The organism is Methylobacterium dankookense, assembly GCF_902141855.1.
GTDB lineage: Bacteria > Pseudomonadota > Alphaproteobacteria > Rhizobiales > Beijerinckiaceae > Methylobacterium > Methylobacterium dankookense.
This window is the reverse complement of the sequence record NZ_CABFVH010000007.1, coordinates 100626-125940: the sequence shown is the minus strand read 5'-3', so window position 1 is coordinate 125940 and position 25315 is coordinate 100626. Positions and strand designations below refer to the sequence as shown.

25 protein-coding genes are annotated in these 25315 nt (G+C 70.2%); 17 read left to right on the top strand and 8 right to left on the bottom strand.

Going from position 1 to position 25315, the window contains the following annotated elements; genetic code table 11:
* The 7 genes from MTDSW087_RS08490 (at position 1) to MTDSW087_RS08460 (ending at position 6444) form a co-directional block, all read left to right on the top strand.
* Positions 1–366: a hypothetical protein gene (locus MTDSW087_RS08490; RefSeq protein ID WP_109951726.1), complete on the top strand. Its 366-nt coding sequence runs from the start codon at positions 1–3 to the stop codon at positions 364–366.
* A gap of 26 nt (positions 367–392) precedes the next feature.
* Positions 393–791 (top strand): CopM family metallochaperone, encoded by a 399-nt coding sequence (gene copM / locus MTDSW087_RS08485; protein WP_109951727.1) that lies wholly within the window; start codon positions 393–395, stop codon positions 789–791.
* Positions 792–971: 180 nt separating this feature from the next.
* A complete protein-coding gene (locus MTDSW087_RS08480; protein ID WP_109951728.1) occupies positions 972–1304 on the top strand; it encodes a four-helix bundle copper-binding protein in 333 nt (110 codons plus the stop codon).
* Between the two features lie 55 nt (positions 1305–1359).
* Entirely contained in the window at positions 1360–1842 is a 483-nt protein-coding gene (locus tag MTDSW087_RS08475) for a DUF305 domain-containing protein (protein ID WP_024830747.1), read from the top strand.
* A 67-nt stretch (positions 1843–1909) separates the two neighbouring features.
* A complete protein-coding gene (locus tag MTDSW087_RS08470) occupies positions 1910–4369 on the top strand; it encodes a heavy metal translocating P-type ATPase (protein WP_109951729.1) in 2460 nt (819 codons plus the stop codon).
* An 8-nt stretch (positions 4370–4377) separates the two neighbouring features.
* Positions 4378–5112, top strand: coding sequence for a DUF4396 domain-containing protein (locus tag MTDSW087_RS08465; protein WP_024830745.1), 735 nt, complete (start codon positions 4378–4380; stop codon positions 5110–5112).
* 72 nt (positions 5113–5184) lie between these two features.
* Positions 5185–6444 (top strand): multidrug ABC transporter ATPase, encoded by a 1260-nt coding sequence (locus MTDSW087_RS08460; RefSeq protein WP_238178672.1) that lies wholly within the window; start codon positions 5185–5187, stop codon positions 6442–6444.
* Positions 6445–6889: 445 nt separating this feature from the next.
* On the opposite strand, the gene MTDSW087_RS08450 is transcribed toward MTDSW087_RS08460, so the two are convergent.
* A complete protein-coding gene (locus tag MTDSW087_RS08450; RefSeq protein ID WP_063110606.1) occupies positions 6890–7291 on the bottom strand; it encodes a MerR family transcriptional regulator in 402 nt (133 codons plus the stop codon).
* Positions 7292–7391: 100 nt separating this feature from the next.
* On the opposite strand from MTDSW087_RS08450, the gene MTDSW087_RS08445 reads away from it, so the two are divergent.
* The 4 genes from MTDSW087_RS08445 to MTDSW087_RS08430 all read left to right on the top strand — a co-directional run bounded on the left by MTDSW087_RS08445 (position 7392) and on the right by MTDSW087_RS08430 (position 12014).
* A complete protein-coding gene (locus tag MTDSW087_RS08445; RefSeq protein WP_109951730.1) occupies positions 7392–9587 on the top strand; it encodes a heavy metal translocating P-type ATPase in 2196 nt (731 codons plus the stop codon).
* Entirely contained in the window at positions 9587–10099 is a 513-nt protein-coding gene (lspA, locus tag MTDSW087_RS08440; RefSeq protein WP_109951731.1) for a signal peptidase II, read from the top strand. The genes MTDSW087_RS08445 and lspA overlap by 1 nt, the downstream gene beginning before the upstream one ends.
* An 88-nt stretch (positions 10100–10187) precedes the next feature.
* Positions 10188–11255 carry a L,D-transpeptidase family protein gene (locus tag MTDSW087_RS08435; protein ID WP_109951732.1) on the top strand — a complete coding sequence of 356 codons (1068 nt, stop codon included), beginning with the start codon at positions 10188–10190 and terminating at the stop codon, positions 11253–11255.
* Positions 11256–11291: 36 nt separating this feature from the next.
* Complete coding sequence (locus MTDSW087_RS08430; RefSeq protein WP_144762839.1) at positions 11292–12014, top strand: cytochrome c biogenesis CcdA family protein; 723 nt, start codon at positions 11292–11294, stop codon at positions 12012–12014.
* Between the two features lie 54 nt (positions 12015–12068).
* On the opposite strand, the gene MTDSW087_RS08425 is transcribed toward MTDSW087_RS08430, so the two are convergent.
* From MTDSW087_RS08425 to MTDSW087_RS08415, 3 genes are all read right to left on the bottom strand, one after another.
* A complete protein-coding gene (locus MTDSW087_RS08425; RefSeq protein WP_109951734.1) occupies positions 12069–15323 on the bottom strand; it encodes an efflux RND transporter permease subunit in 3255 nt (1084 codons plus the stop codon).
* A gap of 14 nt (positions 15324–15337) precedes the next feature.
* On the bottom strand, positions 15338–16714 hold the full coding sequence (locus MTDSW087_RS08420) for an efflux RND transporter periplasmic adaptor subunit (protein WP_109951735.1): 1377 nt from the start codon (positions 16712–16714) through the stop codon (positions 15338–15340).
* 134 nt (positions 16715–16848) lie between these two features.
* Positions 16849–17172, bottom strand: coding sequence for a hypothetical protein (locus tag MTDSW087_RS08415; protein ID WP_238178671.1), 324 nt, complete (start codon positions 17170–17172; stop codon positions 16849–16851).
* Between the two features lie 439 nt (positions 17173–17611).
* Here MTDSW087_RS08415 and MTDSW087_RS08410 point away from each other — a divergent pair, with 439 nt between their 5' ends.
* Both MTDSW087_RS08410 and MTDSW087_RS08405 read left to right on the top strand, forming a co-directional pair.
* Positions 17612–18199 (top strand): hypothetical protein, encoded by a 588-nt coding sequence (locus tag MTDSW087_RS08410; protein ID WP_109951737.1) that lies wholly within the window; start codon positions 17612–17614, stop codon positions 18197–18199.
* A 552-nt stretch (positions 18200–18751) separates the two neighbouring features.
* Positions 18752–19186 (top strand): hypothetical protein, encoded by a 435-nt coding sequence (locus tag MTDSW087_RS08405; protein WP_144762837.1) that lies wholly within the window; start codon positions 18752–18754, stop codon positions 19184–19186.
* Between the two features lie 129 nt (positions 19187–19315).
* On the opposite strand, the gene MTDSW087_RS08400 is transcribed toward MTDSW087_RS08405, so the two are convergent.
* Together MTDSW087_RS08400 and MTDSW087_RS08395 are read right to left on the bottom strand one after the other, a co-directional pair.
* Positions 19316–19702 carry a hypothetical protein gene (locus MTDSW087_RS08400; RefSeq protein WP_109951739.1) on the bottom strand — a complete coding sequence of 129 codons (387 nt, stop codon included), beginning with the start codon at positions 19700–19702 and terminating at the stop codon, positions 19316–19318.
* A 146-nt stretch (positions 19703–19848) separates the two neighbouring features.
* Complete coding sequence (locus tag MTDSW087_RS08395; protein WP_109951740.1) at positions 19849–21894, bottom strand: hypothetical protein; 2046 nt, start codon at positions 21892–21894, stop codon at positions 19849–19851.
* Between the two features lie 405 nt (positions 21895–22299).
* Here MTDSW087_RS08395 and MTDSW087_RS08390 point away from each other — a divergent pair, with 405 nt between their 5' ends.
* The 3 genes from MTDSW087_RS08390 (at position 22300) to MTDSW087_RS08380 (ending at position 23489) form a co-directional block, all read left to right on the top strand.
* Positions 22300–22641: a hypothetical protein gene (locus tag MTDSW087_RS08390; protein WP_144762836.1), complete on the top strand. Its 342-nt coding sequence runs from the start codon at positions 22300–22302 to the stop codon at positions 22639–22641.
* Between the two features lie 159 nt (positions 22642–22800).
* Positions 22801–22998 carry a hypothetical protein gene (locus MTDSW087_RS08385; protein ID WP_109951741.1) on the top strand — a complete coding sequence of 66 codons (198 nt, stop codon included), beginning with the start codon at positions 22801–22803 and terminating at the stop codon, positions 22996–22998.
* Between the two features lie 161 nt (positions 22999–23159).
* Entirely contained in the window at positions 23160–23489 is a 330-nt protein-coding gene (locus MTDSW087_RS08380; protein WP_109954150.1) for a ParB/Srx family N-terminal domain-containing protein, read from the top strand.
* Here MTDSW087_RS08380 and MTDSW087_RS08375 read toward each other — a convergent pair.
* Positions 23447–23707: a hypothetical protein gene (locus MTDSW087_RS08375; RefSeq protein ID WP_109951742.1), complete on the bottom strand. Its 261-nt coding sequence runs from the start codon at positions 23705–23707 to the stop codon at positions 23447–23449. The two genes, MTDSW087_RS08380 and MTDSW087_RS08375, sit on opposite strands and share 43 nt — an antisense overlap.
* A 376-nt stretch (positions 23708–24083) precedes the next feature.
* Here MTDSW087_RS08375 and MTDSW087_RS08370 point away from each other — a divergent pair, with 376 nt between their 5' ends.
* Entirely contained in the window at positions 24084–24395 is a 312-nt protein-coding gene (locus MTDSW087_RS08370; protein ID WP_109951743.1) for a hypothetical protein, read from the top strand.
* A 79-nt stretch (positions 24396–24474) separates the two neighbouring features.
* On the opposite strand, the gene MTDSW087_RS08365 is transcribed toward MTDSW087_RS08370, so the two are convergent.
* Entirely contained in the window at positions 24475–25302 is an 828-nt protein-coding gene (locus MTDSW087_RS08365; protein WP_109951744.1) for a hypothetical protein, read from the bottom strand.
* Positions 25303–25315: the final 13 nt, after the last annotated feature.

Sequence of the window (25315 nt, the reverse complement as noted above, 5' to 3'; positions counted from 1 at the left end):
ATGATGCTTCCGAGACTGACCCTGGCCGGCGCCCTCCTGGCCGCGACCGCCGCCTACGCCCACGAGACCGCCGGCCAGCACGGCGGCCGGGTGGCGGACGCGGGCAAGTTCCACGTCGAGCTCGTCGCCAAGGGCGAGACCGTCAACGTGTTCGTGTCCGACGAGGGCCAGAAGCCGGTCCCGGCCGCGGGCTTCAAGGGCACGGCCATCCTCGTCGTCGGCGGCAAGCCGACCCGCGTGCCCCTGGAGCCCGCCGACGGCAACCGCCTGACCGGCAAGGCCGCGGCGGCCCTCGGCGACAGCCCGAAGGGCGCGGTGCAGCTCACAGGCCCCGACGGCGCGACCGCCAGCGGCAAGTTCAACTGACCCGAAGCACCAGGAAGAATCCTTCGATGAAGACGCTGACCTCGACACTCGCCGCCGCGGCCCTGGCCCTCGGTCTCTTGGGCATCGCCCTGGCGCACGAGGCCCACGACCATGCCGGACATGCCGGGCACGACCACGCCACGATGACGGCGACGGACAAGGCGGACACGCCGGCCACGAAGGCGTTCCGGGACGTCGGCGCCGAGATGCACCGGGACATGGACATCCGCTACACGAACGACGTCGACGTCGACTTCGTGCGCGGCATGATCCCCCACCACAAGGGGGCCGTTGCCATGGCCAAGGTCGCCCTCCAGCATTCCAAGGACCCCGAGATCCGGAAGCTGGCCGAGGAGATCATCAAGGCCCAGGACGTCGAGATCGCCCAGATGGAGGCCTTCCTCAAGAAGAAGGGCACCCAGTGAGGTCGCCCTCGCGCAGGTAGGCGGCTCTCCCAAATCCGTGATCGTCCAGAGTATTTATTTCTGAACGCTTCGCGGATTGGGGAGTTTGCTATCCAGGTTATAGCTGGCTGATCGAGTTAATACTTTGTCAGATCTCTAGCTTTGCCCTCATTCGCCAATATAAGCGAGAAGGATGCCTGAATGAGCCACGTGTCGAGCGAGATGCAATCATGCATCGACGAGTGCCTGCGCTGCTACCAGACCTGCCTGGGCATGGCCTCGAACCACTGCCTGCCGGCCGGCGGGAAGCACGTCGAGCCGGGGCATTTCCGCCTGATGATGGCCTGCGCGGAGATCTGCCGGACCTCGGCGCACTTCATGCTGATCGGCACCCCCGAGCACAAGCACACCTGCCGGGCCTGCGCCGAGGTCTGCGAGGCTTGCGCCAGGAGCTGCGAGCAGGTCGGCGACATGCAGGACTGCGTCCGGCAGTGCCGGGCCTGCGCCGAGAGCTGCCGGAAGATGGCCGCCTGAACCCGACGCGGCGGCTCGACCGGCCGCCCCCGCCAACCAACCTGAGGAGGCAATCTTGTTCGTTCGCACCCTGACCCTCGCCGCGACCCTGGCGCTCGCCGGCACCGGAGCGGCCTTCGCCGCCGACCACGACCACGGCTCCATGCAGGGGCCCTCGTTCGAGCTTCCCGCGGCCTGCAAGGCGGCGTCGGCCGCCAAGGAGGACTCGATGAAGGACATGCAGGGTCACATGTCCCAGGCCATGCAGGGCATGGGCGGCCAGATGACCGAGGCCCAGAAGGGCCTGCAGCAGGCCATGATGTCGATGAACGGTCCCATGATGCAGGGGATGATGGCCAAGGACGCCGACGTCGCCTGGATCTGCGCGATGATCCCGCACCACCAGGGCGCCATCGCGATGGCCCAGGTCGGGCTCAAGAACGGCGACAATCCCGAGGCGAAGAAGATCGCCGAGAAGACCATCCAGGAGCAGGAGAAGAGCATCAAGGAACTTACGTCCTGGCTCGACAAGAACGCCCAGAAGGAAGGCCGCCAGTAAGCCGCCGGCTGCCGTCGGGTCGCTCGTGGCCCGGCGGCGCTTCCTCGGCCATGCGGAAGGAGCGGTCATGAGCGACGCGCCACAGGGACATCACCCCGCCCCGGGAGGCCACGCCTGCGCGGGCGGCCACGGCCATGCCAGTCACGGGCACGGGCATGCACATGGCCAAGCGCACGGCGACCAAGCCGGCATCGCGGCGAACGACGCGGGTGCCGACCGTGTGAAGGACCCGGTCTGCGGGATGATGGTCGACCCGCATACGACGAAGCACCGGGCCGAGCACGGCGGCCACCCGTACTACTTCTGCTCGAACGGCTGCCGGACCAAGTTCGAGGCCGACCCGGTCCGCTACGTCGATCCCGGCCAAGCCGCGACGAAGGCCGACCCGGTGCCCGAAGGCACGATCTACACCTGCCCGATGCATCCGGAAGTTCGGCAGGTCGGCCCCGGGGCATGCCCGATCTGCGGAATGGCCCTGGAGCCGGCGATGGTCGGCGCCGACGAAGGACCGAGCGAGGAGCTCATCGACATGACCCGGCGGTTCCGGGTCGGGCTCGTCCTGACCCTGCCGGTGTTCGTGCTGGAGATGGGCGGCCACCTGTTCGGCCTCACCGAGCGCCTCGGCCAGCAGACGTCCAACTGGATACAGTTCGCGCTGGCGACCCCGGTCGTGCTCTGGGCCGGCTGGCCGTTCTTCGTGCGAGGCTACCGCTCTGTGGTCTCGCGCAACCTGAACATGTTCACCCTGGTCGCCCTCGGGACGGGGGTGGCCTGGGCCTACAGCGTGGTCGCGACGTTCGCGCCCGGGCTCTTCCCGGAGGCGCTGCGCGGGCATGGCGGGGCGGTGCCGGCCTATTTCGAGGCGGCCGCGGTCATCACCGTGCTGGTGCTGCTCGGGCAGGTGCTGGAACTGCGCGCCCGCGAGAGCACCGGTGGCGCGCTCCGCGCGCTACTCGACCTCGCGCCGAAGACGGCCCGGCGCATCCACCCCGACGGTACGGACGAGGAGGTGCAGCTCGACGCCATCGGCGTCGGCGACCGTCTGCGCGTGCGCCCCGGCGAGAAGGTGCCGGTCGACGGCGCCGTCGTGGAGGGCCGCAGCTCGGTGGACGAAAGCCTGGTGACAGGGGAATCCATGCCCGTCGGCAAGGAGGTCGGCGCCAGCGTCATCGGCGGCAGCCTCAACCAGTCCGGCTCGCTCGTGGTCGAGGCGACCAAGGTCGGGCGCGACACCATGCTGGCCCGCATCGTCCAGATGGTGGCCGAGGCGCAGCGCTCGCGCGCGCGCATCCAGCGCCTCGCCGACCAGGTCGCCGGCTGGTTCGTGCCGGCGGTCATCGGCGTGGCGGTGCTCGCATTCGTCGCCTGGATGGCGTTCGGGCCTGAGCCGCGCTTCACGTTCGCGCTGCTTGCGGCGGTCGCGGTGCTCATCATCGCATGCCCCTGCGCGCTCGGCCTCGCCACGCCGATGTCGATCATGGTCGGGGTCGGCCGCGGCGCCCAGGCCGGGGTGCTGGTCAAGAGCGCCGAGGCCCTGGAGCGCATGGAGCGGGTCACCACGCTGGTGGTCGACAAGACGGGGACGCTGACGGAGGGCAAGCCGGCGGTGACGCGGGTCGTGGCGGCGACAGGCTTCGACGAGGCTACCGTGCTGCGCCTCTCGGCGAGCGTCGAGCGGGCGAGCGAGCATCCGCTCGCCCTGGCCATCGTGGCGGCCGCCGGGAAGCGCGGGATCGCGGCCTCCCCCGTCGAGGATTTCGACAGCCCGACCGGCAAGGGTGCGCTCGGCACCGTCGAGGGCCGCCGCGTGGCCCTCGGCAACGCAGCCTTCCTGCGTGAGCAGGGCGTCGATGTCTCGGCCCACGCGGCCGAGGCCGACGAGCTCCGGCGCGACGGCGCCACGGCGATCTTCGCGGGCGTCGACGGGCGCGTGGCCGGCGTCATCGCCATCGCCGACCCCGTCAAGGCGACGACGCCCGAGGCGCTCGCCGCGCTTCGGGCCGAGGGCATCCGGGTCGTGATGCTGACTGGGGACAACCGAACGACTGCCGACGCTGTGGCGCGCCGGCTCGGCATCGAGGAGGTCGAGGCCGAGGTGCTGCCCGACCAGAAAGCCGCCGTGGTCGAGCGGCACAAGGCCGCCGGTCAGGTCGTCGCGATGGCCGGAGACGGCGTGAACGACGCTCCCGCGCTCGCCGCGGCGGACGTCGGCATCGCAATGGGGACCGGCACCGACGTGGCCATCGAGAGCGCGGGCCTGACGCTGCTCAAGGGCGACCTCCTCGGCATCGTGCGGGCGCGGCGGCTATCTCGGGCGGTGATGGGCAACATCCGCCAGAACCTGTTCTTCGCCTTCGTCTACAACGCCGCCGGTGTGCCGGTGGCGGCTGGGTTGCTTTACCCGTTCCTCGGCATCCTGCTCTCGCCGGTCATCGCGGCCGCGGCGATGGCGCTGTCCTCGGTCAGCGTGATCGGCAACGCCCTGCGCCTGCGGGCGACGAAGCTCGACCCCTCGTCCGCCCGCTAGGAGCCTGCATGTTCCCGACCTGGCTCCACGCCCTCGCCGTCGCGTCCCTGTTGCTGGGGGTCGCGTGCGCCCTGCTGCTGTCGGTGCAGGTCATCCGCCATCCGCAGCACATGACCGTGATGAACGTGGTCTGGCCGGTCAGCGCCCTGTTCGGAACTGTCGCCGTGGTGTGGGCCTACTTCCGATACGGTCGCCTCGCCACGATGGAGGCGCACCACCACGCCAAGGAGCGGGGCGAGGAGCCGCCGAACATGACCGGCACTCCGTTCTCGGTGATGGTCGGCAAGGGCGCGCTCCACTGTGGCAGCGGCTGCATGCTGGGCGACGTCGCCGCCGAGTGGCTCGCCTTCCTGGTGCCGGCGGTGGCGGTCTGGTTCGGCTGGCACTCCCTGTTCGAGGAGAAGATGTACGCGGTCTGGGTGCTGGACTTCGTCTTCGCCTACGCGCTGGGGATCGTGTTCCAGTATTACGCCATCGTGCCGATGCGGGGGCTCTCCCCCGGCGAGGGCCTCGTGGCGGCCGTGAAGGCGGACACCGCCTCGCTGATCGCCTGGCAGGTCGGCATGTACGGTTTCATGGCCTTCGCGCAGTTCTACCTGTTCCCGCACCTCGCGGGGCAGCGGGCCCCGGTGAACTCGGTCGAGTTCTGGGCCGCCATGCAGCTCGCCATGGTCGCGGGATTCCTGACCAGCTACCCCGTCAACTGGTGGCTCGTCGGTTCCGGCATCAAGGAACGCATGTAGGCCGGCACGGCCTCCCATCCGGCTTGATTGCGCGGGGGGACCTGTTCCGCCTGTATCCACCTTCCCGTCGCGGTGCCATTGTTGTTCACGCCCATCGTCGTCCACGACCTGATCCACCGTGTCGCCGGCCTCGACGGACCCCACGGCCATTGGTGGATGGAGCTCGTGTCGGTCCTTGCTCTCGTCGTGGCGCCGGCCTGGACGGGGTGGATGGCGCTGCGCCTCGCCTGGCGCACGCTGCGCGAACGGCGCCGGCGCGGCGCGGGAAATCCCGAAGAGTGGCGCCTTGAGCGCTTCGTCCTGCGGGCGACGCTGCGCCCGCAGTTGCGGCTGCTGCTGCTCTCGCTCCTGACGCTGCCGGCCGCGTGGCTCCTCCTGGAGATCCCCAAGCACATCATCAACCACGCCCTCTCGGACGCGGAGGGCGACGGCCATCCCGGGATGGCCTTCCTCGGGCTCGAACTGGGACGTGTCGAACTCCTGTTCGCGCTGTGCGCGAGCTACCTCGCCGTGCTGACGCTGGGCGGCCTCGCCAAGTACGCGGTCAACCGGACGCGCGGCGGCCTCAACGAGCGCCTCGTGCGCCGGTTACGCCTCGCCGTCTTCCGGCGTGCCCGTGGGGAGCGGTCGCCCGAGCGCCGCGCCGCGCTGGCCGCCGTCGCCGTGCAGGAGGTCGAGCCCATCGGCTACGCCGGCGCGGGCCTGGTGGCCGTGCCCTTCGTCCAGGGCGGCACGCTCCTGACCAGCGTGGCCTTCCTACTCCTCCAGGATGCCGCCCTGGCGCTGGCCGCGTTGGTGATGCTGCCGGTGCAGCTCACGCTCTTGCCGCGGCTGCAGCGGCGCCTGAACGCCAAGGTGCGTGAGCGGGTGCATGCGACCCGGACTCTCGGCGGCCTCCTGACCGCGCCTGAAGCCGGAACCGCGGAACATCCCCCGGTCCTCCTCCGGCAGATGCGCCAGGCCGAGGCGCTGGAGCGGGTGCGTGTCGAGATCGCCGATCTGAAGGGCCGGCTCAAGGGCATCTACAACTACACGGCCAACCTGACGCCGTTCTTCTTCTTCTCGGTCGGCGGCTACCTTGTCATCCAGGGACGGCTCTCGCTCGGGGCGCTGGTCGCCGCACTCGCGGCCTACAAGGAGATTTCGCCGGCCCTGCGGGAGCTGTTTGATTTCGCGCAGGGCTGGTCGGACGCGCGAGCCCGGTTCGAGGAGGTAATCAGGGCGCTCAGCTTCCCCGGCTCGCAGGGTTGGTCGCGCATTCCTGGCCTAAACGCTGACGTCGCGGGTCAATCACCGAGGAATTTCGCCCCCATGCCAGTTGGGTCGAAGTAGTCGCTCGGCTTGCGCTTATGTGGTCGCTGCGGATCCCCGTATGCCTAGCCGCTCCTGGGCGAAGCGTCGGCTGGTTGGTGTACATCTGCCAGCCTCCGTAATTACCTCACGGTGGCAGGTCGGGCATACATCTCACCGCAAATCCGCCTCTCGGTTCTAAGGCGGAGCTAGTGCCTAGCGGGCGTCGTGACGGTGCAATCGTGACAAGCCTCCATTTCAGGAAAGGCCGAGCTGGTGATGAAGGAGCGTCATTCCTGGGGCCAGAGGAACGCGGGTCGTCGCCGTCGCGTCAGGCCGCATGTCCGGGCCGCCGCGCGCCGAGCCTTCGTCGCGATTACGGTCGCCGTCCTCGCCGTCGCGTGCTGCGGGTTCGTGGCCAAGGGGCTGTTCGAGAGCCGTGTGCTGATGCCCCCCTACGTCGCTCGCTGACCTGGGCCCAGGTCCGTCACGCGGGCTCACCCAACGGCGACAGGGCCTCGATGATGCGGCAATCCGCGACCGACCCGCAGCCGCACTGGCCGATGACTTCGCGGAGTTCCGAGGCGAGCCGGGTCAGGTCGGCCAGCTTGCGCTCCACATCGGCGAGATGGGCGCGGGCGATGGTGTCGACCTCGCCGCAGGAGCGCTCACGGTCGTCCGCCAGGGCGAGCAGGTCCCGGATCTGCTCCACGGTGAACCCCAGGGCGCGACCGCGGCGGATGAAGCTCAGCCGGCGCAGGTGCTCGGGCCCGTAGAGCCGGTAGTTCCCGCTCGACCGCGCCGGCGGGGGCAGCAACCCGACCTTCTCGTACCACCGGACCGTCTCGACACGGGTCTGCGTGGCCTCCGCGAGGCTGCCGATGGTCATGGAAGAGGCAGTCCGCACGGCCTTGACCCTGTAGTGACTACAGGGTGCATGTAGGGGGCCTTCCCAGTCCGGACCAGGAGCCCGGCGAACGGAGCGCACCATGAACCAGGCCGCCGGCGCGGACCGCACATCCTTCCCCACGAACGGACCGCAGGCTCTGCGCTACAGGGTCAAGGGCATGGACTGCCCGACCTGCGCCGGGAAGATCGAGACCGCCGTCTCCCGGCTGCCGGGCGTCGCGGACGTGCGCGTGAACTACGGCAGCCAAGTCCTCGATCTCGCGCTCGACGAGGCCGCGACGCCGAGGACCGAATTGGAGGGGCGCATCGAGCGCCTGGGCTACGGCGTCGCGCCGCTTCCCACGGCCGCGGAACTGGCCTTGGCGCAAGCCTCGGGCGGGGCCCCGCCCGTTGAGACCGCGGAGGAGCCCGAGCCGCCGCTCTGGCGGACCCGGAAGGCGCTGCTGGGCATCCTGATCGGCGCCCTGTTCGCCGCCGGCTTCCTGGTCGAGCGGGTCGCGCCGGGCGTGGTGGGCGAGTACGCCTACTGGCCAGGGGCGCTCGTCGGCCTCGCCTATTACGGCCGCCGCGCGGCCGTGGCGGCGTTCGCCGGCACGCCCTTCTCCATCGAGATGCTGATGTCGGTCGCGACCGCGGGGGCGCTCGCCATCCACGCCGCCGAGGAGGCCGCCATCGTCGTGCTGCTCTTCACGGTCGGCGAGATGCTGGAGGTCGTGGCCGCGGGCCGGGCGCGGGCCGGCATCAAGGCGCTCGCCGCCCTGGTGCCGAAGACCGCCCGCCTGGTCGACGAGGCCGATGGCACCATCCGCGAGGTGGCCGCCGCGTCGCTGGCCGTCGGTCAGGTCGTGGTCGTGCGGCCGGGCGACCGCGTGCCCGCCGACGGGGTGATCACCGACGGCGCTTCGAGCCTCGACGAGTCCCCCATCACCGGCGAGTCGGTCCCGAAGCCCAAGGAGGTCGGCGACCCTGTCTACGCCGGCAGCGTCAATGCCGACGGCGCGCTCCAGGTCCGGGTCACCAAGACGGCGGCCGACAACACGGTCGCCCGCATCCTGCATCTCGTCGAGGAGGCGCAGGCGTCGAAATCGCCCACGGCGCGCTTCATCGATCGGTTCAGCGCGGTCTACACGCCCATCGCGTTCGCGTTCGCGGCCGCGGTCGCGGTCGTGCCGCCGCTGCTCGGCGCCGACTGGGGCACCTGGATCTACCGGGGCCTGGCGCTCCTCCTCATCGCCTGCCCCTGCGCGCTGGTGCTCTCGACCCCGGCGGCCATCGCCTCCGGACTGGCCGCTGGAGCGCGACGCGGGCTGCTCGTCAAGGGCGGCGCCGCGCTGGAGGTCATCGGGCGGGTTCGCACGGTCGCGTTCGACAAGACCGGGACGCTGACCGCCGGACGACCGCGGGTCTCGGACATCCTGGTCTTCGCCCCGGACGCGTCGGAGCGCTCGCTTCTCGGGTTGGCCGCCGCGGTCGAGAGCGGAAGCAGCCACCCCATCGCCCGGGCCATCCTCGACCGGGCGAGCGCGGACGGGGTGCCGCTGCGCCCGACGCGGGACGCCCGCGCCATCCCCGGCAAGGCGGTGTCGGCCACGGTGATGGGTCAGACGGTGCTCGTCGCCTCCCCACGCCACGCCGCCGAGAGCGCGCGGCTCGGCCCCGAGGCCGAGGGCGGGATCGCGGACCTGGAAGCCGCCGGCAAGACGGTGGTCATCGTCGTCCGCGGCGCCGAGGCCTTGGGCGCCATCGCGGTCCGGGACGAACCCCGCGCCGACGCGGCGGCCGGCATCTCGGCCCTGCGGAAGCTCGGCGTCCGCAGCGTGATGCTGACCGGCGACAACCGGCGCACGGGCGAGGCGGTCGCATCCGAACTCGGGCTCGACGTGAAGGCCGAGCTCCTGCCCCAGGACAAGCTCGCCGAGATCGCGGCCCTGAAGGCGGCGGGTCCGGTGGCGATGGTCGGCGACGGCATCAACGACGCGCCGGCGCTCGCCGCCGCCAGCGTCGGCATCGCGATGGGCGGCGGCACCGACGCGGCCTTGGAAACGGCGGACGCGGCGGTGCTGAACGACCGGGTGGGCGACGTGGCCGCGCTGGTCTCCCTCTCTCGGGCGACCCTGGGCAACATCCGCCAGAACGTCGCGATCGCCCTCGGCCTGAAGGCCGTGTTCCTGGTGACGACCATCGCCGGCATCACCGGCCTCTGGCCGGCCATCCTGGCCGACACCGGCGCGACCGTCCTGGTGACGGCCAACGCGCTCCGTCTCCTGAGGGCCTGATGATCTCCCTGTCAGGGTGGGCCGGCCGGGCCGCGACCGTGGCCGGGGTGGCCGGGGCCGCTGCGGCCATCGACCTCGTCGCCAAGGCGGTGGCCGAGGCGTGGCTGGAGGAAGGCGCCGTCAGGGGCGCGCTGCCCTTCATCGACCTGAGCCTGTCGTTCAACCACGGCATCAGCTTCAGCCTGTTCCCGGCGCACGACCAGTCCTCCCTGGCGCTGCTCCTCGCCATCCAGGGCACGCTCACTTGCCTTGTGGCCGGCTGGGCCCTGGCCGCGGGCGGCGGGCTCGAACGCCTCGGGCTCGCCGCGATAGCGGGCGGGGCCGCCGGCAATTTCGTCGACCGGCTCATGGACGGCGTCGTCACGGACTACCTCGACCTGCACACCGGCGGCATCCGCTGGTTCACCTTCAACCTGGCGGACGTCTGGATCTCGGCGGGTGTGGTGCTGCTGCTCCTCGACGGACTTCCTCTGCGGCGGGGGCATCGCAGTGCCGGGGGGCCAATCCCGTGAGGGGCCCGATTCCGCCGAACCGCACCCACGGCAACCTGTCATCAATCCTTCGAGCCCAGGCTCGGAAGCCGACCTCGGCGAGGCCGACATGCTGAAGACGATAACGCTCGGTCTGGCCCTCCTCCTGGCGCTGTCCGCCTGCCAGGACGGCCAATACGCGGCCTCGACGCGCCACCTCGCGCCGATCCCGCCGGCGACCCTGGCCCTGATGTCGGCCAAGGGTGTCTCGCCGGCGGACCCGATCCTGATGCGGGCCTACAAGAAGGAGTCCGAGATCGAGCTCTGGAAGCGCGGCGCGGACGGCAAGTACGCCCTCCTGAAGACCTACCCGATGTGCCGCTGGTCGGGTCAGCTGGGGCCCAAGACCCGGGAGGGGGACCGGCAGGCGCCGGAGGGCTTCTACGCGGTGACGCCCGCGTCCATGAACCCGAATTCGAGCCTCTACCTCTCGTTCAATCTCGGGTACCCGAACGAGTACGACCGCTCCCTGGGACGCACCGGTGCGCACCTGATGGTGCACGGCTCGTGCTCGTCGCGGGGCTGCTTCGCGATGACGGACGAGGCGATCTCGGAACTCTATGCCGTGGTGCGGGAGGCCTTCGCGGGCGGCCAGCGCGCCGTCCAGTTCCAGTCCTACCCGTTCCGTATGACGCCGGAAAACATGGCCCGGCACCGGCAGGACCCAAACATCGCGTTCTGGAGGAACCTCAAGGAGGGGTCCGACCGGTTCGAGGTCACGAGGGCCGAGCCGGGCGTCGGCGTCGCCGATGGCCGATACGTGTTCGATGCCGGCGACGAGGCCACGGCTGGCGCGGTCGCGCGGAAGCAGGCGGATGACGAGCGGCAGGTCGCCGCCCTCGTGGCGAGCGGGACGCCCGCCGTCCGGCTGGTGTACGAGGACGGCGGCCAGCACCGGTCGTTCCGAGAGACCATGGTCGCGGCCGGAGGCGGTCTCGGCGAGGTGAGCCGCCCCGAGGCTCTGGCCGCAGGGCCGCGTGAGGTCGCTGTGCCGGCCGCGGGCCCGGTTGCTCTCGCCGGCAAGCGCGATCCGGTCCGGGGCGCGGCGGCGCTCAAGCCGACGGGGCCCGGCGGGACCGAGGCGGAGCGCCAACGCATTCTCAAGATCTTCGCCGCGGCCGGGGCCGATCAGGAGTGACGATCCTGCGTCCATCACTCCGCCGGGGCTGAACCGATGGCCATCGACGCCTCAAGCGTGGGCTTCCTCGCGGCCTTCGCGGCCGGCGCCGTATCGTTCCTATCGCCCTGCGTGCTGCCTCTCGTTCCGGGCTACGTGTCTTACGTCGCCGGGCAGTCGGCCGCCGGCGAGCGCGACAGCCTTCGCACGCTCGGCCTGAGCCTTTGCTTCGTGCTCGGGTTCACGACCGTCTTCGTCGCGTTCGGCGCGGGGGCGAGCGCGCTCGGCTTCGCCCTGCTCGCTCATCGCGAGACGCTGAACCTCGCCTCCGGCTTGCTGGTGATCCTGTTCGGCCTGTTCACTGCCGGTCTGCTGCGGCCCGCTTGGCTGCAGCGCGAGCTGCGCTGGCACGGCGATCCGCCGGGTCGGGGACCCGTCGCCGCCTATCTCCTCGGAACGGCTTTCGCCTTCGGATGGACCCCATGCATCGGTCCCGTCCTCGGTGCCATCCTGGCGGTCACGGCCTCCTCGGCCTCGGGCAAGGGCGTCGCCCTGCTCACCGTCTACTCGCTCGGGCTCGGCGTGCCGTTCGTGGCGGCGGCCCTGTTTATGTCCGGCTTCGTGGCGCACCTCCGGACCCTACGCTGGTTCGGCCGTGCGCTTCAGCTCGTCGGCGGGGGCGTAATGGTGGCGATGGGGCTGCTGATGGTCACCGACCGCATGACCGATGTGGCCTCCCTCATCATGGAGACCTTTCCGGCGCTAGGTCGGATCGGCTGAACGGAGAAGACATCGAGGGGCTCGGGCTGCCCCTCGATGCCTGCGGCAGGCGGGCTATTCGGCGGCCTGCCGGAACGGCGCGGCGCCACCGGCGTCCTCGTCATGGTTGACCGGCGGCGTAGCGCGGGAGCCGCCGAAGCGCGCATAGAGGGCCGGCAGGACGACTAGGGTCAGCAGGGTGGCGCTGATCAGGCCGCCGATGACCACGGTCGCGAGCGGCTTCTGGACCTCCGCGCCTGTCCCAGTCGCCAACGCCATCGGAACGAACCCGAGCGAGGCGACGAGGGCAGTCATGGCGACGGGCCGCAGCCGGGTCATGGCGCCCTCCAGGATCGCCTCCCGGCGGGGGCGTCCCTCGGCGACGAGCTGCTTGATGAACGTCAGCATCACGAGGCCGTTGAGGACTGCCACACCGGACAGGGCGATAAAGCCGACGGCGGCCGGCACCGAGAACGGCATGCCGCGCAGCCACAGGGCCGCGATGCCTCCGGTCAGGGCGAGCGGCACCGCACTGAACACGAGAAGCGCGTCCCGGACCGAGCCCAGGGCGGAGTAGAGCAGGAGGAAGATCAGGAAGAAGCACGCCGGCACCACCACCGTCAGCCGGCGCTTGGCCGAGGCGAGGTTCTCGAACTGACCGCCCCAGGTCACGTAGTACCCGGGCGGCATCCGGACCTGCTCGGCGACCTTCCCCTGGACCTCGGCCACGAGCGAGCCGATGTCGCGCCCGCGCACGTTCGCGGTGACGACGACGCGCCGCTTGCCGTTCTCGCGACTGATCTGGTTCGGTCCCTCCGAGACCGAGAAGCTCGCCACCTGCTTCAGGAGGACGGAGGTCGAGCGCCCGTTGGGCCCGGGCGGCAGCGGAACCGGGATATTCTCCAGCGCCTCGCGGTCCTCGCGCACCTTGTCGGTGAGCCGCACCACGATGGGGAAGCGCCGGTCGCCCTCGAACAGGAGACCCGCCTGCCGGCCTCCGATGGCCGCGCCGATCACCTCCTGAATGGCGCCGGTGCTGAGCCCGAGGCGTGCGGCCTCGGTCTTGTTGACCTTGATCTCCAGGATCGGAAGCCCGGCCGTCTGCTCGACCTTGATGTCCTCCGCGCCCTGCGTGCCCCGCAGGATGTCGGCGATGCGGTCGGCCGCCCGCGTCATCGGCTCGAACTCGTCGCCGAAGACCTTGACGGCAAGGTCGCCGCGGGCCCCGGCCAGGAGTTCGTTGAAGCGGAGCTGGATCGGCTGGGAGAACTCGTAGACGTTGCCGGCGAGCCGGCCCACCGCCTTCTCGATTTCCTCCTGCAGCTCTGCCTTCGACAGGCCCGGGTCGGGCCACTCCTCCTGGGGCTTGAGGATGACGAAGGTGTCCGAGGAGTTCTGCGGCATCGGGTCTGTCGCCACCTCCGCCGTGCCGGTCTTCGAGAAGACGTAGGCGACCTGGGGGAAGCGTCCGATGGCCTCCTCCACCTTGAGCTGCATCGCCTGGGACTGCGACAGCGAGGTTGACGGGATGCGCAGCGCGTTCAGCGCGATGCTCTTCTCGTCGAGGGTGGGGATGAACTCCGTGCCGAGCCGGGCCAGCAGCACGCCGCTCCCGGCGAGGAGCAGCAGGGCCAGCGCCACGAAGGCCAGCGGGGCGCGGACCGCGGCGCCGAGCATCGGGCGGTAGGCCGCCTTGAGGGCGCGGATGATGAGGTTGTCCTTCTCGGTCACCTTGCCGGTGACCACGATGGCCACCATCGCCGGGACGAAGGTGAGGGAGAGGACGAAGGCCGCCGCGAGGGCGATGATGACGGTAAGCGCCATCGGCTCGAACATCTTGCCCTCGACCCCGGTGAAGGTCAGTAGCGGCACGTAGACCAGGATGATGATGGCCTGCCCGTAGAGGGAGGGCTTGATCATCTCCTCGGCCGAGCCCCGCACCGTGGCCAGGCGCTCCTCCAGGGTGAGGACCCGCCCGAGGGCGTGCTGCCGCTCGGCGAGGTGGCGCAGCGCGTTCTCGGTGATGATCACCGCCCCGTCCACGATGAGGCCGAAGTCGAGCGCCCCGAGGCTCATCAGGTTGGCCGAGATGCCGGCCTCGACCATGCCGGTCGTCGTCATCAGCATCGCGACCGGGATCACCAGGGCCGTGATGACGGCGGCGCGGATGTTGCCGAGCAGCAGGAACAGGATGACGACGACGAGGGCCGCTCCCTCAGTGAGGTTCGTCGCCACGGTCCGGATGGTCGCCTCGACCAGACGGGTCCGGTCGAGGACCGTCTGGACCTCGATGCCCGGCGGGAGCGAGCGCCGGATCTCGCGCATCCTGGCGTCGACGGCGGCCGCGACCGTGCGGCTGTTCTCGCCGATGAGCATCAGGGCGGTTCCGACGACGGCTTCCCGGCCGTCCTCGCTGGCCGAGCCGGTGCGCAGGTCGCGTCCGATCCGCACCTCGGCGATGTCCTTCACCCGGACCGGGACGCCGCCGCGGGTCGTGACCACGACGTTGCCGATCTCGTCCATGCTCTCCAGGCGGCCGGAGGAGCGGACGACGTAGCCCTCGCCGTTGTCCTCCAGGTAGCGGGCGCCTTGGTTCGCGTTGTTCGCCTGGAGCGCCCGGGCGACGTCGCCGAAGGACAGGTCTAGCGCGGTCAGCTTCGTCGGGTCCGGCTGGACATGGTACTGCTTCTCGTAGCCGCCGATGCTGTCGACGCCGGCGACGCCCCGCACGGTCCTGACCTGCGGCCGGATCACCCAGTCCTGAACCGTCCGCAGGTAGGCCGCGCGCTCCAGCTCGGTCGCGAGCCGCTGCCCCTCGGGCGTCAGGTAGCTGCCGTCCGCCTGCCAGCCGGGCTTGCCCGGGCGCGAAGCCTTCCGCTCGCCGGGCGCCGCGTAGCGCACGGTCCACATGTAGATCTCGCCGAGGCCGGTCGTGATCGGCCCCATGTGCGGCTCGATCTCCGACGGCAGCCCTTCGCGCGCCTCGCTCAGGCGCTCCACCACCTGTTGGCGTGCGAAGTAGACGTTGACGTCGTCGGCGAAGACCGCCGTGACCTGGGAGAAGCCGTTGCGCGAGAGGGAGCGGGTGTATTCGAGGCCCTTGATGCCGGCGAGCGCGGTCTCGACCGGGTAGGTGACCTGCTTCTCGATGTCGAAGGGCGAGAGCGCGGGCGCGACGGTGTTGATCTGCACCTGGTTGTTGGTGATGTCGGGCACCGCGTCGATGGGCAGCTTCGTCAGGGCGTGGACGCCGAAGCCGGCGGCCAGCAGCGACAGGAGCACGACGAGCCAGCGCTGCCGGACGGAGAAGTCGAGGATGCGGGAGATCATGTCCGGTCTCCCGCTCAGTCGTCGTCGCCGGCTTCGGACTTGCCGAGCTCGGCCTTGAGGAGGAAGGAGTTGGCGACCGCGATGGGGTCGCCCGGCTTCAGGCCGGAGACGACCTCGTAGGAATCGTCGTCCGAGCGCCCGAGCTCGACCTCGCGCTTCTCGAAGCCCTCCTCCGTGCGCACGAAGACGACGCGCTCGCCCCCGACCGTCTGCAGGGCAGCCTTCGGGACGCGCACCTCGACCGCGTCGTGCGCGATCTCGACCTCGGCGGTGACGAAGGTGCCGGGGCGCCAGGCGAGGTCCGGGTTCGGCAGGGCGACGATGACCCGGGCCGAGCGGGTGTCCGGGTTCAGGAACGGGCTGACGAAGACGACCTTGCCGTCGGCGTGGCGGTCGCCGCCTTCCTGGGCCGGGGTGACCGCGACCGGTGCGCCCTCCCGCACCTTGGCAAGCTCGGTGGTCGGCACCGAGAGTTCGATCCAGACGGTCGAGAGGTCGGCGACGGTGTAGACGTCGGCCGGGTCCCCCTCTCCGCCGACCTTCGTCCCGACGTCGACCTTGCGCTCGACGATGCGGCCGGCGAGCGACGAGCGGAGCTCGTACCGGCGCAGGGTGGACTGGTTCGGCGTCGCCTCGTCCCGCTTCTGCGCGGCCGCGACCTCGGTCGCGCTCAGCCCCAGGGCGGAGAGCTTCTGGCGGGCGAGGTCGACGCGCAGGGTGGCTTCCGTATAGGTCGCCTTGGCCTGCAGGTAGACCTGCTCCGACGAGACGCGCTTGTCCCAGAGCGCCTGCTGGCGATCGTAGTTGGTCTTCTCCAGCTCGGCCCGCACGGAGGCGGTGAGATACTCGCTCTTGGCGTCGGCGACCTCCCGGCTTTCGAGGACGGCGACGACCTCATCCTTGGCAACCCGGTCGCCGAGACGCTTGCGCATCTCCGCGACGGTACCCACGACCCGGGCCGGGACACGGGCGATCCGGTCGGTGTCGGGGGTGATGGTGCCGGGCACCAGAAGGTGCCGGGCGAGGGTGCCGCCCTCGACCTTCACGACCGAGATGTCCTGCCCCGAGACCTGCTCTGGGGCCATCTTGATCACGCCTGCCTCGGCCTCGGCGTGCCCCTCGGCCGCCTCGTGCCCGTGCACTCCGGGTTCCTTACCGTGGGCCTTTTCGGGGGACGCGGCTCCCTTGTCGTCATCGCCGTCCTGCCCGGCCCCGGCTCGTGCGGGCTCGGGCTCGGGCTTGGCGGGAGCCGGGCCCGCGGTGAAAGCGAACAGGTCTTTCGGCAGGCCGGCGGCGGACAGGCTGCCTTGGACGAAGCCGGTGACGGCGGGGACGGCTGCGCCGATGGCGATGCCGGCGGCCAGGAGGACCGCGAACAGGAGGATGCGCATGGGGACCGCTCGGCCGGGATGCCGGACGGCCCCTCTGGGCGGTCGCGGTCGCTCCCGTTGGTTCAGGTGAGGAGACGAGCCCGGCGCCGCGTCGGACGGCCGGGCGAACGCGCGCTCATGGGCGCGGCGTCACCTCACGCGCGGGGCGGTCTCGTCAGGCGGTCGGGAGCAACGGAGGCCGGCATCTCGGCCACCCAGGAATAGGTCAGGGCGGCGAACTCCGGTGCCAGCGTGACGTCGGCCGACACTTGTGGCGGAGCCACCTGGTGGCAGCCGCAATGGAGATGACAGGCGAAGCCCGGGTCGGCAGCCTCTTCGGGGGCGGCCGCGTCGAGGGCAGCCATCTCGGTCAGTCCGTGGTGACGGGGGGCGTGGAACGCGAGGTCCTCACCGACGCCCGCGACGGGAGCGACGATGAACAGGGCCAGGGCGAGCACGAGCGCGCGGGCGCTGAGCACCCACCACTCTCGCGCCGCGACGCGACGCCTATGCAGACCGCCAGTGTCCATCGCGGTGCTTATGCGCGATCCCGGGGCGACCGCACAAGAGTGGCATGAACGCTCGTGCGACCGAAAGGCTTCAGATCGGCGGTCCAGCGCAGACGTAGCGGCACAGTCGGTTCAGTTTCTCGACGCAGGCAAGGAACCGAGGCTGTCCTTTGACAGCCAAAGAATGCGCGGATGCAAGGGCAAAGCCGCGTCGCCTAATGGCAATGATATCCGGGCGTTATGTTCACCTGCAGGGTGTTCGCTTTTAGCAGCACAGCGGATCAAGGAGAGCATGAAGCTCAAGGTCGGGAAAGGGTCAGGAGTTCGCTCCCAGTCTCGACGAGACGGTGGCCTCGCTGGGCGAGGCGGCATAGACGAAGCGTCAACCGCGGCGCGGTAGGACGGCGCCATGCCGATCACCCGTCGCGTCATCTACGCCAACCTCAGCTATGACTTGAAGGGAAAGCTCGATGAGAGGAACCTCGAACGCAGGAGGCAGCGCCTCAGGCCGGAGAAGCCTCCAGGTCGGCAGCTCTTTGTCGAGAGGCTGGAGGGGCACGCGCTACCATGGCTCCCCGTGTTCCAAGTCGCTCCGCTGGCCCAACACTTCCGGGAGATCATCGCGAAGGAACGCGACCTCCTGATCAAGGAAGTCCGACTGGAACGAGACCGTGACCCGGAAGCAATTATCATCAAGCTGCCGCAGCACTTCGTAAAGGCATGGCAGGGGCTGCAAATCCCGAGCCAAGGCGAGTACTCGTTCACTCGATTACTTCAAGTGCCGATCTACTCCAGCGACTGGTTAGGCATGTCGCGGGACAAGACTTGGGTCACGAGCAAGCTCCACGATCCGCCCGAGCTGGAGGACGTTCGGGCCCTTTCGCTCTACGTGAACCAGTTGGTCGGCCTCGACGAGAACGGCGTCCCGCCTCGCCGGCCGCGGCAGCGACCCATTCCCGACGATGATGCCGAGGCCCTGGGTGACCTTGCGCCCTAGCTGCCGCGCAGCCAAGCCTCGTTCCGCTGGCACGTGGTTGCGAGCTGGTCGTCGAAGGACACCTGCAGCCGGGCGCGCGGCTCGCGGCATTCCGCCGCCAGGAACGCTCGGGGGCCCCTGGGATAATTTGGGTGCGGCGCGATCACGAGGCGCCTCGCGAACGCAGCTCCGGTGGCGATGAGGGCCGCCCCGGTCATCAGCCCTTCCGGCTCGGCATGTTCGCCCAAGCCGTAAGGCGCGAGGATCTTGTGGATAACTGAGCTTGTTCGTATCCCGCCCAAACCCAGAACCGTGGGCCCTAAGGAGCGCGATAGAGCCTCACCCACTGGATTTCAGGTCGTTTGGCACATTGTGCCAACGGCTCTGACTTTGGGGCTGGCAACCGGCTCCTCGCCCGTCCCAAGGGCGTGAAGCAGCTATCCCCTCGCAAACTCCACATTCCTTGCTTCCACCTGGCCACCTTGCTTGAACAGGGCCAAGGTCAGCCGCTGGACATTTCAACTGCCTGACAACAGCCTCGCCTTCACTTGTAGTTCTAGCAGGATTTGCGTGATGTCGAAGCGGAGCCGTTACGACTTGGGTGCGATCATGCGCCGGTCGTGGGTTTTGGCGAGGGAGGTGGCGACAGCAATTGGCGAGGGCGCGCGGGCTCATCTTGCTGGAGCAATGCGCCGCGCTTGGGCTGACGCTAAGGCGGCTGTCGCGCAAGAGACTGAAGAAGCTCGCCTGACTCCCGACGATCTCGTCGGCAATGAGGAAGATTATCAAGGTGGGATACTAAGATATGTCAGCATAAAGCCGTGGTCCTCTAAGGATGGCTACGATAAACGCGATTACATCATTTGCGAATTCAATGGTCGTCTCAAAGATAAAAATCTGATGTACTTTCACAGGTCGGGACAGGTTGATCTTTTTCACATTGAGGTTGATACCCCTTTTGGAAAGATTTGGTGCCACGACAACATTGAGGCCGAACTTCTTGCCTGAGGTGACAAGCTCAAGGTGCTGTCGACCCAGCCGCTAAAAAGAGGGGGCGGCCTCAGCCCCGGGCGATATGCCTATGCGCTAGGATCGTGCTGACCCGGCTTACGTCATGCGAGAGACAACACGCCGGGGTTAGCGGGCCGGCACGGCCGCGGCGGGCGAGTTCTGCGAGGGGTTGGCCGCATTCGTGGGGTCGGGATCCTCAACCTCGAAGGCAGCCTTGCGCAGCCCGATCGCCTCGGCGACCTGGTAGGCCCGCTTCAGGCTGATGTTGCAATCGTAGTCGCCGTCGAGGAGGCGCCAGTGCTCCCCGGTGCGCCAGGTCGCCAGGGACCGGTGGATGTCCTCGGACCGAAGGCCGAACCGGCAGACGCGGGCCCGGATCATGTCGAGGAGGACTTGCTTGTCGGAGAGGTAGCTGGCCGCACAGTGGGTGCGGACGGCGCGCTTGCGGACGACGATACCCGGCTTGTCCGAGCCGTAAAGGATGTCCTCGGCGAACGCAGAGACGGCGTACATCTGGCAGACCCCCGGGGCGCGAAGGACCAAATCGCCTATTGCGCGCCGCGACTTAGAGAGGGTGCCACCGATTGTGACAGTGTCTAGGCCGGTCTAGGCCGAAAGGAGCAAACGCGACAGCGCGGCCAAGGCTCCGAAGGGCGCTCCTACTCGGCCTTCGCCGGGGGCTTGGCCTCGGGCTGGGGTGGAGGGGGCAGAGGCGGCGGGGCCGCGCGATGGACGCCGTTGCCGTCCCTGGCCGTCGCCACGAATAGGGGCGTCTCGTAGATATCGCGCTGCGTCTGCTCGAACGTCCTGCGCTTTCCGCGCACGTACGCATCGCCCCAACGCGAGGCCCGCTCCTGCCACTCGGCCCGGGCCTTCACCACCCGCTCCCGGACGAAGGCCCGATCCCGAAGGAGGATGCCCTTCGGGTCGGCGGCAACACCGTTCTGCACCGGCACTGTGAGTGTCATGCCGAGGAACGTGATCAGGGCCTCGGCGAGGTCCGCGTCGATGAAGTCGGGCACCCGCGTCGCGACCCGATCCTCATGCGGCTGCCGGGGCATGTCGAAGGTCGAGGCCAGCTTCGCGAGGTTCGCCCGGTACTCGCCGCCCATGGCCGCGTCGGCCCTGGCGAAGATCGGGAACTGCAGGTCGAGGTCCTCGTCGAGGAGCAGCTTGGCCTTCGCGGCCGCGTGCAGGTGCGGAAACTCGGCGGCCGGCTGCCAGTACCACCACAGCTTCTTGGCCTCAGCCTTGGCCTCTTCGGTCGAGAGCATCGCCGCGAGCGCGACATCGATCTCCGGCACGGCGGGCGCGGGCGCCGGGGCGACAGGGGGGGAGACGGGGGCGGGAGCGGGCATCGTCAGCGAATCGGTGATTTTCGATTTCGGGGTCGCGGGCGGGATCGTGCCCTCCGCGCGTGCATGCCTCAACGCACGGCGCCGCTCGGCGCGCGCGTCCCGGAAGCGCAGGACCCGGGCGGCCTCGGCCTTCGCCAGGGTCCGGATGGCCTCGTTGCTCGCCCCGGTGTCGAGGCGGACCTGGAGGTCCGGGCTATCCACCTCCGCCATGACGAAGGCCCAGAAGGTGGTGTCGGCCCCGTCGCGCTCGATCGCGTCGAGCAGCTTCCGCCCCCTGTAGGCCCCCGTCTCAAAGCCGGTCGTCAGGGCGGTGCCGGTGATCGCCTCGTCCAGTGCGGCGAGCCAGAGCCGCCGCCAGGCATGCAGCTCCGACGCCAGGGCGGCCACGGGCCGGCGGCGCGATCCCGCCTTCGGCTGGGTTACCCGGCGAGAGGGGAGCGCGCTTCCGAGCTTCACCAAGGTCGACGCCCGGAGCTGGAAGGCCGGCGCGTCCGGGTGTGCCTGCAGGAAGCTGAGGCTCTCCTTGTCGAGGAGCCGGGCGGCCGCCGTCCGCATTTCCGGCGGGCGCAAGCGCACGGAGAACGCCACGGAGATGTTGCGGCCCAGCTCGTCCTTGGCCTCCTCCGCGGTGACGGTGAAAGCCGAGGTGTGGTCAGCGAGGTCTTCGAGCGCAGGCTTCAGGTAGCGGATCCGGAGCGGCCCCATGCGGATCGGGGCGGGCATGCCGAGTACCTCGCCGAGCTCGGAGACGGGCACCGTGATGACATGGGGAGGCGCCTCCGGCAGGTAGCGGACACGGTCGGCGGCGAGGCGCCCGACGAGGTGGCGGTAGAGCAGCGCGCCCCCCTTCGTCTTGAGGCGCGCGAGGACGGCGAGGTCGAGGTAGCCGTAGAGGCCCTGCCGGAGGAGCGGCGGCACCCAGGCCGGAAGCGAGGCGCGGAAGGCGTCGCCGATGCGCAGCTCCTGGCGCTCGCCACCAAGGAGACGCACGAGGCTGTCCGCGAGCTCGCGCGGCTGAACCGGCCGGCCGTGCCCGCTCATGGCGACGAGGGCGGGACGGGCCGGGAGCGTGAGCTCGACGCCGTCGGCGGGCAGGCCGTCCGGGTGCGCCGCGACAGCCTGCGTTACGAGCCACTCCCACAACGCCACGTCCCTCGCTCCGACCCGCGGGACGGCGCAGAGCCGGCGGTCGAGGAGGTAGGCGACCGGCCGCGGCACGGACGGGGCGACGGTCGCGAAGGCCTCCGGCGAGGCGGACGCCTGCTCCAGGTCACCGCGCACCGACGGGACGAACGGCGCCCGCCGGGAGCGGGCGGACGGAGCGGAGGGCTTGGGCGAGGCGGCCATGGCTATCGCTTGAAGATTTTCACCACCGGAGGGTAGCACCCGGCGTGGCAGGAACAAGCCCCTTCCCCCCTGCGGAGAGGGGGTTGGAGGGCCTTGACCGGGGCGCGTCTGCGATCCCCTAATACTAAACTAAAGGGACACCGGAGGGCGTGGAGGGGTGGTTGGCCCGCCCCTGCCGGGGAATGACGGTCACGTCAATTAGTATTGTAGCGCGAAATTGCACCGTCTCCCGATCCGTCCGTAGAGGGAAACCGGGGCGTGGGTATAGGTTCAGGTGGTGCAAATCTTCACGCCGAGGGGCGGGTTCGGTGGTGAAGATCTGCACGTCCCGAGGCACCGGGGCGGGGGTGCAGATCTGCACCGCCTCGGCCTCGATCCTTGCGTCCCCGAGGGGCATGATCGGGCATGTCCGAGATCGCATCCGCACCCACGACTTACCGCAGGCGCGCCCTCACGGTGGAGGACGAGCGCAAGCGCGAGGACGCCGAGCGCAAGCGCCGGGAGCGGGCGGAGCGCAAGGCCTCGGGGCTGCCGGATCCGAGAGAGCTCGACCGCGCCCTCGTCGACGCCATCCGCGACGCGCCCCTGACCGGCGCCCGCGGCCCCGGGGGGCGGACGCACCCGCACGGCGTCCATGTCGAGGGCTTGGTCCGCCGGGCCGCTCATGCCCTGCAGCGCAGGGGGTACCTGCCCGCCGCGACCGTCCCGGCGCTCTTCGCCCGCATCTCGCGCGACACCGTCGCCTAGCCCCAGGCCCCTCCCGGGACCGGACCCGCCCTCCGGCCCCGGGCGGTGTGTTGTCCGTCGCACGGCAGGCCGGGAGCCTGACCCTCGCTGGAACCGACAAGGCGCCCGGGGCGGACCCCCGACCGGGCGCCCCTTCCGGCAAGGCGATGGAGCGACCCCGTGGGCTACCGGCGCACCCCTGTCATCGTGCGACCCTCTGACCTCCGGGGCGAGCGCGTCCCGCAGGCGGTCGCTCAGGCCGTCAGGCACGGCACGGCGATCCTGGTGGGCTTCCAGCCCGGCGAGGATCTGCGCGTCCTGCTGCGCGCCCGCCGCGAGACGTCGGCCACGGCCCGGAAGGCGGGCGGCGAGGCGTGATCCGGGCCGGGGAGGCCCGGGGGCGGGTCCCTCCCCGGGGGGGGGCAAGGCCTTCAGGTCATGCGGTCCGAGACCCGGCGGCCCACACAAGATCGGTTTGGGTACGCACCCCGCGTACCCCGTGAATTTTCAGGGACTTACAGGTGCGCACCGACGATCCCTTGAGGTACGCAGCAATCGAGATCGTCGAGGTGCGCACCCTGCGCGGCTACGACCGCAACGCGCGTACCCATTCCGACGAGCAGGTCGCGCAGCTCGCGGCCGCGATCCAGCGCTTCGGCTTCACTAACCCGATCCTCGCGGACGAGGACGGCGTCGTCATCGCCGGCCACGGGCGCATGGCCGCGGCGCGCCGGCTCGGCTTCGACCGCGTCCCGTGCATCCGGGTCACCGGCCTGTCCGAGCAGGAGCGCGCGGCGCTGGTGCTGGCCGACAACCGCATCGCGCCCTACGCGAACCTGCGCGCCGCGATCCCGCTCTTCATCGTCTGAGCCGGGGCCTCGCCCTGGAGCTTGCGGTACCGGAACGCGTCGAGCGTGAACTGCGTCGGCCGATCGAAGACCTCGGCCGCGACCTCGCGCAGCCGCTTGCGGGCGGAGGCTGCCAAGTACAGGGCCGCCTCGTCGAGGGCGCTTCGGAGCTCCTTCGCCCGCGTGATCCCAGCCCGCCTCAGGGCGCTGACGTCGAGTTTGATGCGCGTGTTGACCATGTCCGGGAGGCTCGCCCGGGCCTCTGCGACGGCCAACACACCGGTCGCCGGCGGGGACGTTGAAATCCGGTGTAGGGGGCTCTCCCCCCGTTACTCCTAGAGACTGAAACGAATTTCCGAGCGGACGCCGTCCGGATGGCGGTCCCCAACAGGGGCCCCGCGGGTATCGCGTCCCCGGAGGCCTTCGGAGGCGGCAGGCGCATGTGGCCCGACGTCGGCCCGACGTGCGCTCGATTCGGGCGCACAGGGCAAGGCACAACAGGCCAGGACTTCGATCACCGTCGATTGTGGACATCTTCCCCAGATTCTTGACCCGGATTCGAGCCCAGGCCCATCTTCAGGGGGAGAGATCGCCCCGCCCTTGGAGACGCCCGCCATGACACACCACGCCCGCGACGTTGGCTTCGAGGCCGCCGGCACCGTCGGCGTGGGGCTCGCCCTCGGGCACCTCGCGATCCAGGACGGCGTGCGCGAGATCCGGCGCCAGCAGCGCGCCGAGAAGCACTCGGTCCTCACCCTCGCCGACCGCCTGGAGGAAGCCCGCGCCGACCAGGCCGCCGCCAATCGCCGGGCCGCCAGGGCCCAGGCGGAGCTCGCCTTCGCCCGGCAGGAGATCGCCGAGCTCCAGGCGCTCCTCGCCCGGCAGACCCGCCTCGTCGAAGGCCTTCGCGAGGTCTGCGGCGTCTGACCGGGCGCGGGTCACCCCAAAAGGAAAGGCCCGCCGGATCCTCTCCCGCAGGCCTCGTCGTTTCAGGGGCGACCCCGGCTTAGCCGAATGACGGCCGGGGCGAGGGGCGCGGGCCGCGGATCGGGATGACCTGACCGCCCTCGTCGGGTTCCTGCGGAGGGCGGGGGCCTCGCTTCATCATCTCCGCGACAGCGGCACGATCGCCCCGCAGGTTGGCCTTCGCCTTCGCGATCATGGCCTCCATGTCCATGTCGTTGGCGCCCGTCGCTTCCTTCGCCAGCCGAGCCATCGTCGAGAGCACGCGCGGCAGGCCGGGGATGAGGTCGCTCTGCGCGTCGGCGCCGATGTGCCGGTCGAGAAGATGGGCCGGGGCGTCGATGACGGCCTTCAGCTGGACCGGCGTCAGCTCCTCAAGCCACGCCTTGACGTTGGGCGTGAGATGGTCGGCGTGGATCGCATGGAGGGGACCTCCGCGGCTCAGGAGCGAGGAGGCGGCGCCCTGCACGCGGATCCCGACGAGGCTGGCGGCGACGAGGCCGTCGCGCGCCGCCTGGTGCTCGGGGTCGACGAGATGGGTGCGGCTGTCGTCCCGCGCCACGGCGCTGTCGGCCACGGTCTTCGCGGTCACCGGCGCCTGCGGCAGCATCGCGCCAAGGGTCTGGCCCACTGCGGACGCGGTCAGGTCGAGCGCTCGGAGCGGCCCGGTCAGCCCATGGCCGACAGCGCGCCCGGCGGCGGCGAGGCCGTCGCCAGTCCCGGAGGCGACGGCGCGGGCCGCGGCACCCGCGCGCTTCGTCGCCGCGCCGAGGCCGTGGTTGTCCAGCCCGAAGAGCGCCGCGAGCGCCGCCAGGACCATCTTCACCGTGGCCGCGATCAACTCGGCCATCCGCTTCGCCCAGTTCGTCATGTCCGTTCTCCCG

Bases quoted from the DNA above. Each gene is read 5' to 3' on its own strand.
- MTDSW087_RS08370 (WP_109951743.1), top strand. From the start codon at position 24,084: ATGACACACCACGCCCGCGACGTTGGCTTCGAGGCCGCCGGCACCGTC.
- MTDSW087_RS08470 (WP_109951729.1), top strand. From the start codon at position 1,910: ATGAGCGACGCGCCACAGGGACATCACCCCGCCCCGGGAGGCCACGCC.
- lspA (WP_109951731.1), top strand. From the start codon at position 9,587: ATGATCTCCCTGTCAGGGTGGGCCGGCCGGGCCGCGACCGTGGCCGGG.
- MTDSW087_RS08420 (WP_109951735.1), bottom strand. From the start codon at position 16,714: ATGCGCATCCTCCTGTTCGCGGTCCTCCTGGCCGCCGGCATCGCCATC.
- MTDSW087_RS08450 (WP_063110606.1), bottom strand. From the start codon at position 7,291: ATGACCATCGGCAGCCTCGCGGAGGCCACGCAGACCCGTGTCGAGACG.
- MTDSW087_RS08435 (WP_109951732.1), top strand. From the start codon at position 10,188: ATGCTGAAGACGATAACGCTCGGTCTGGCCCTCCTCCTGGCGCTGTCC.
- MTDSW087_RS08375 (WP_109951742.1), bottom strand. From the start codon at position 23,707: ATGGTCAACACGCGCATCAAACTCGACGTCAGCGCCCTGAGGCGGGCT.
- MTDSW087_RS08365 (WP_109951744.1), bottom strand. From the start codon at position 25,302: ATGACGAACTGGGCGAAGCGGATGGCCGAGTTGATCGCGGCCACGGTG.
- MTDSW087_RS08400 (WP_109951739.1), bottom strand. From the start codon at position 19,702: ATGTACGCCGTCTCTGCGTTCGCCGAGGACATCCTTTACGGCTCGGAC.
- MTDSW087_RS08480 (WP_109951728.1), top strand. From the start codon at position 972: ATGAGCCACGTGTCGAGCGAGATGCAATCATGCATCGACGAGTGCCTG.
- MTDSW087_RS08465 (WP_024830745.1), top strand. From the start codon at position 4,378: ATGTTCCCGACCTGGCTCCACGCCCTCGCCGTCGCGTCCCTGTTGCTG.
- MTDSW087_RS08405 (WP_144762837.1), top strand. From the start codon at position 18,752: ATGTCGAAGCGGAGCCGTTACGACTTGGGTGCGATCATGCGCCGGTCG.
- MTDSW087_RS08425 (WP_109951734.1), bottom strand. From the start codon at position 15,323: ATGATCTCCCGCATCCTCGACTTCTCCGTCCGGCAGCGCTGGCTCGTC.
- MTDSW087_RS08395 (WP_109951740.1), bottom strand. From the start codon at position 21,894: ATGGCCGCCTCGCCCAAGCCCTCCGCTCCGTCCGCCCGCTCCCGGCGG.
- MTDSW087_RS08490 (WP_109951726.1), top strand. From the start codon at position 1: ATGATGCTTCCGAGACTGACCCTGGCCGGCGCCCTCCTGGCCGCGACC.
- copM (WP_109951727.1), top strand. From the start codon at position 393: ATGAAGACGCTGACCTCGACACTCGCCGCCGCGGCCCTGGCCCTCGGT.
- MTDSW087_RS08445 (WP_109951730.1), top strand. From the start codon at position 7,392: ATGAACCAGGCCGCCGGCGCGGACCGCACATCCTTCCCCACGAACGGA.
- MTDSW087_RS08430 (WP_144762839.1), top strand. From the start codon at position 11,292: ATGGCCATCGACGCCTCAAGCGTGGGCTTCCTCGCGGCCTTCGCGGCC.
- MTDSW087_RS08390 (WP_144762836.1), top strand. From the start codon at position 22,300: ATGTCCGAGATCGCATCCGCACCCACGACTTACCGCAGGCGCGCCCTC.
- MTDSW087_RS08410 (WP_109951737.1), top strand. From the start codon at position 17,612: ATGCCGATCACCCGTCGCGTCATCTACGCCAACCTCAGCTATGACTTG.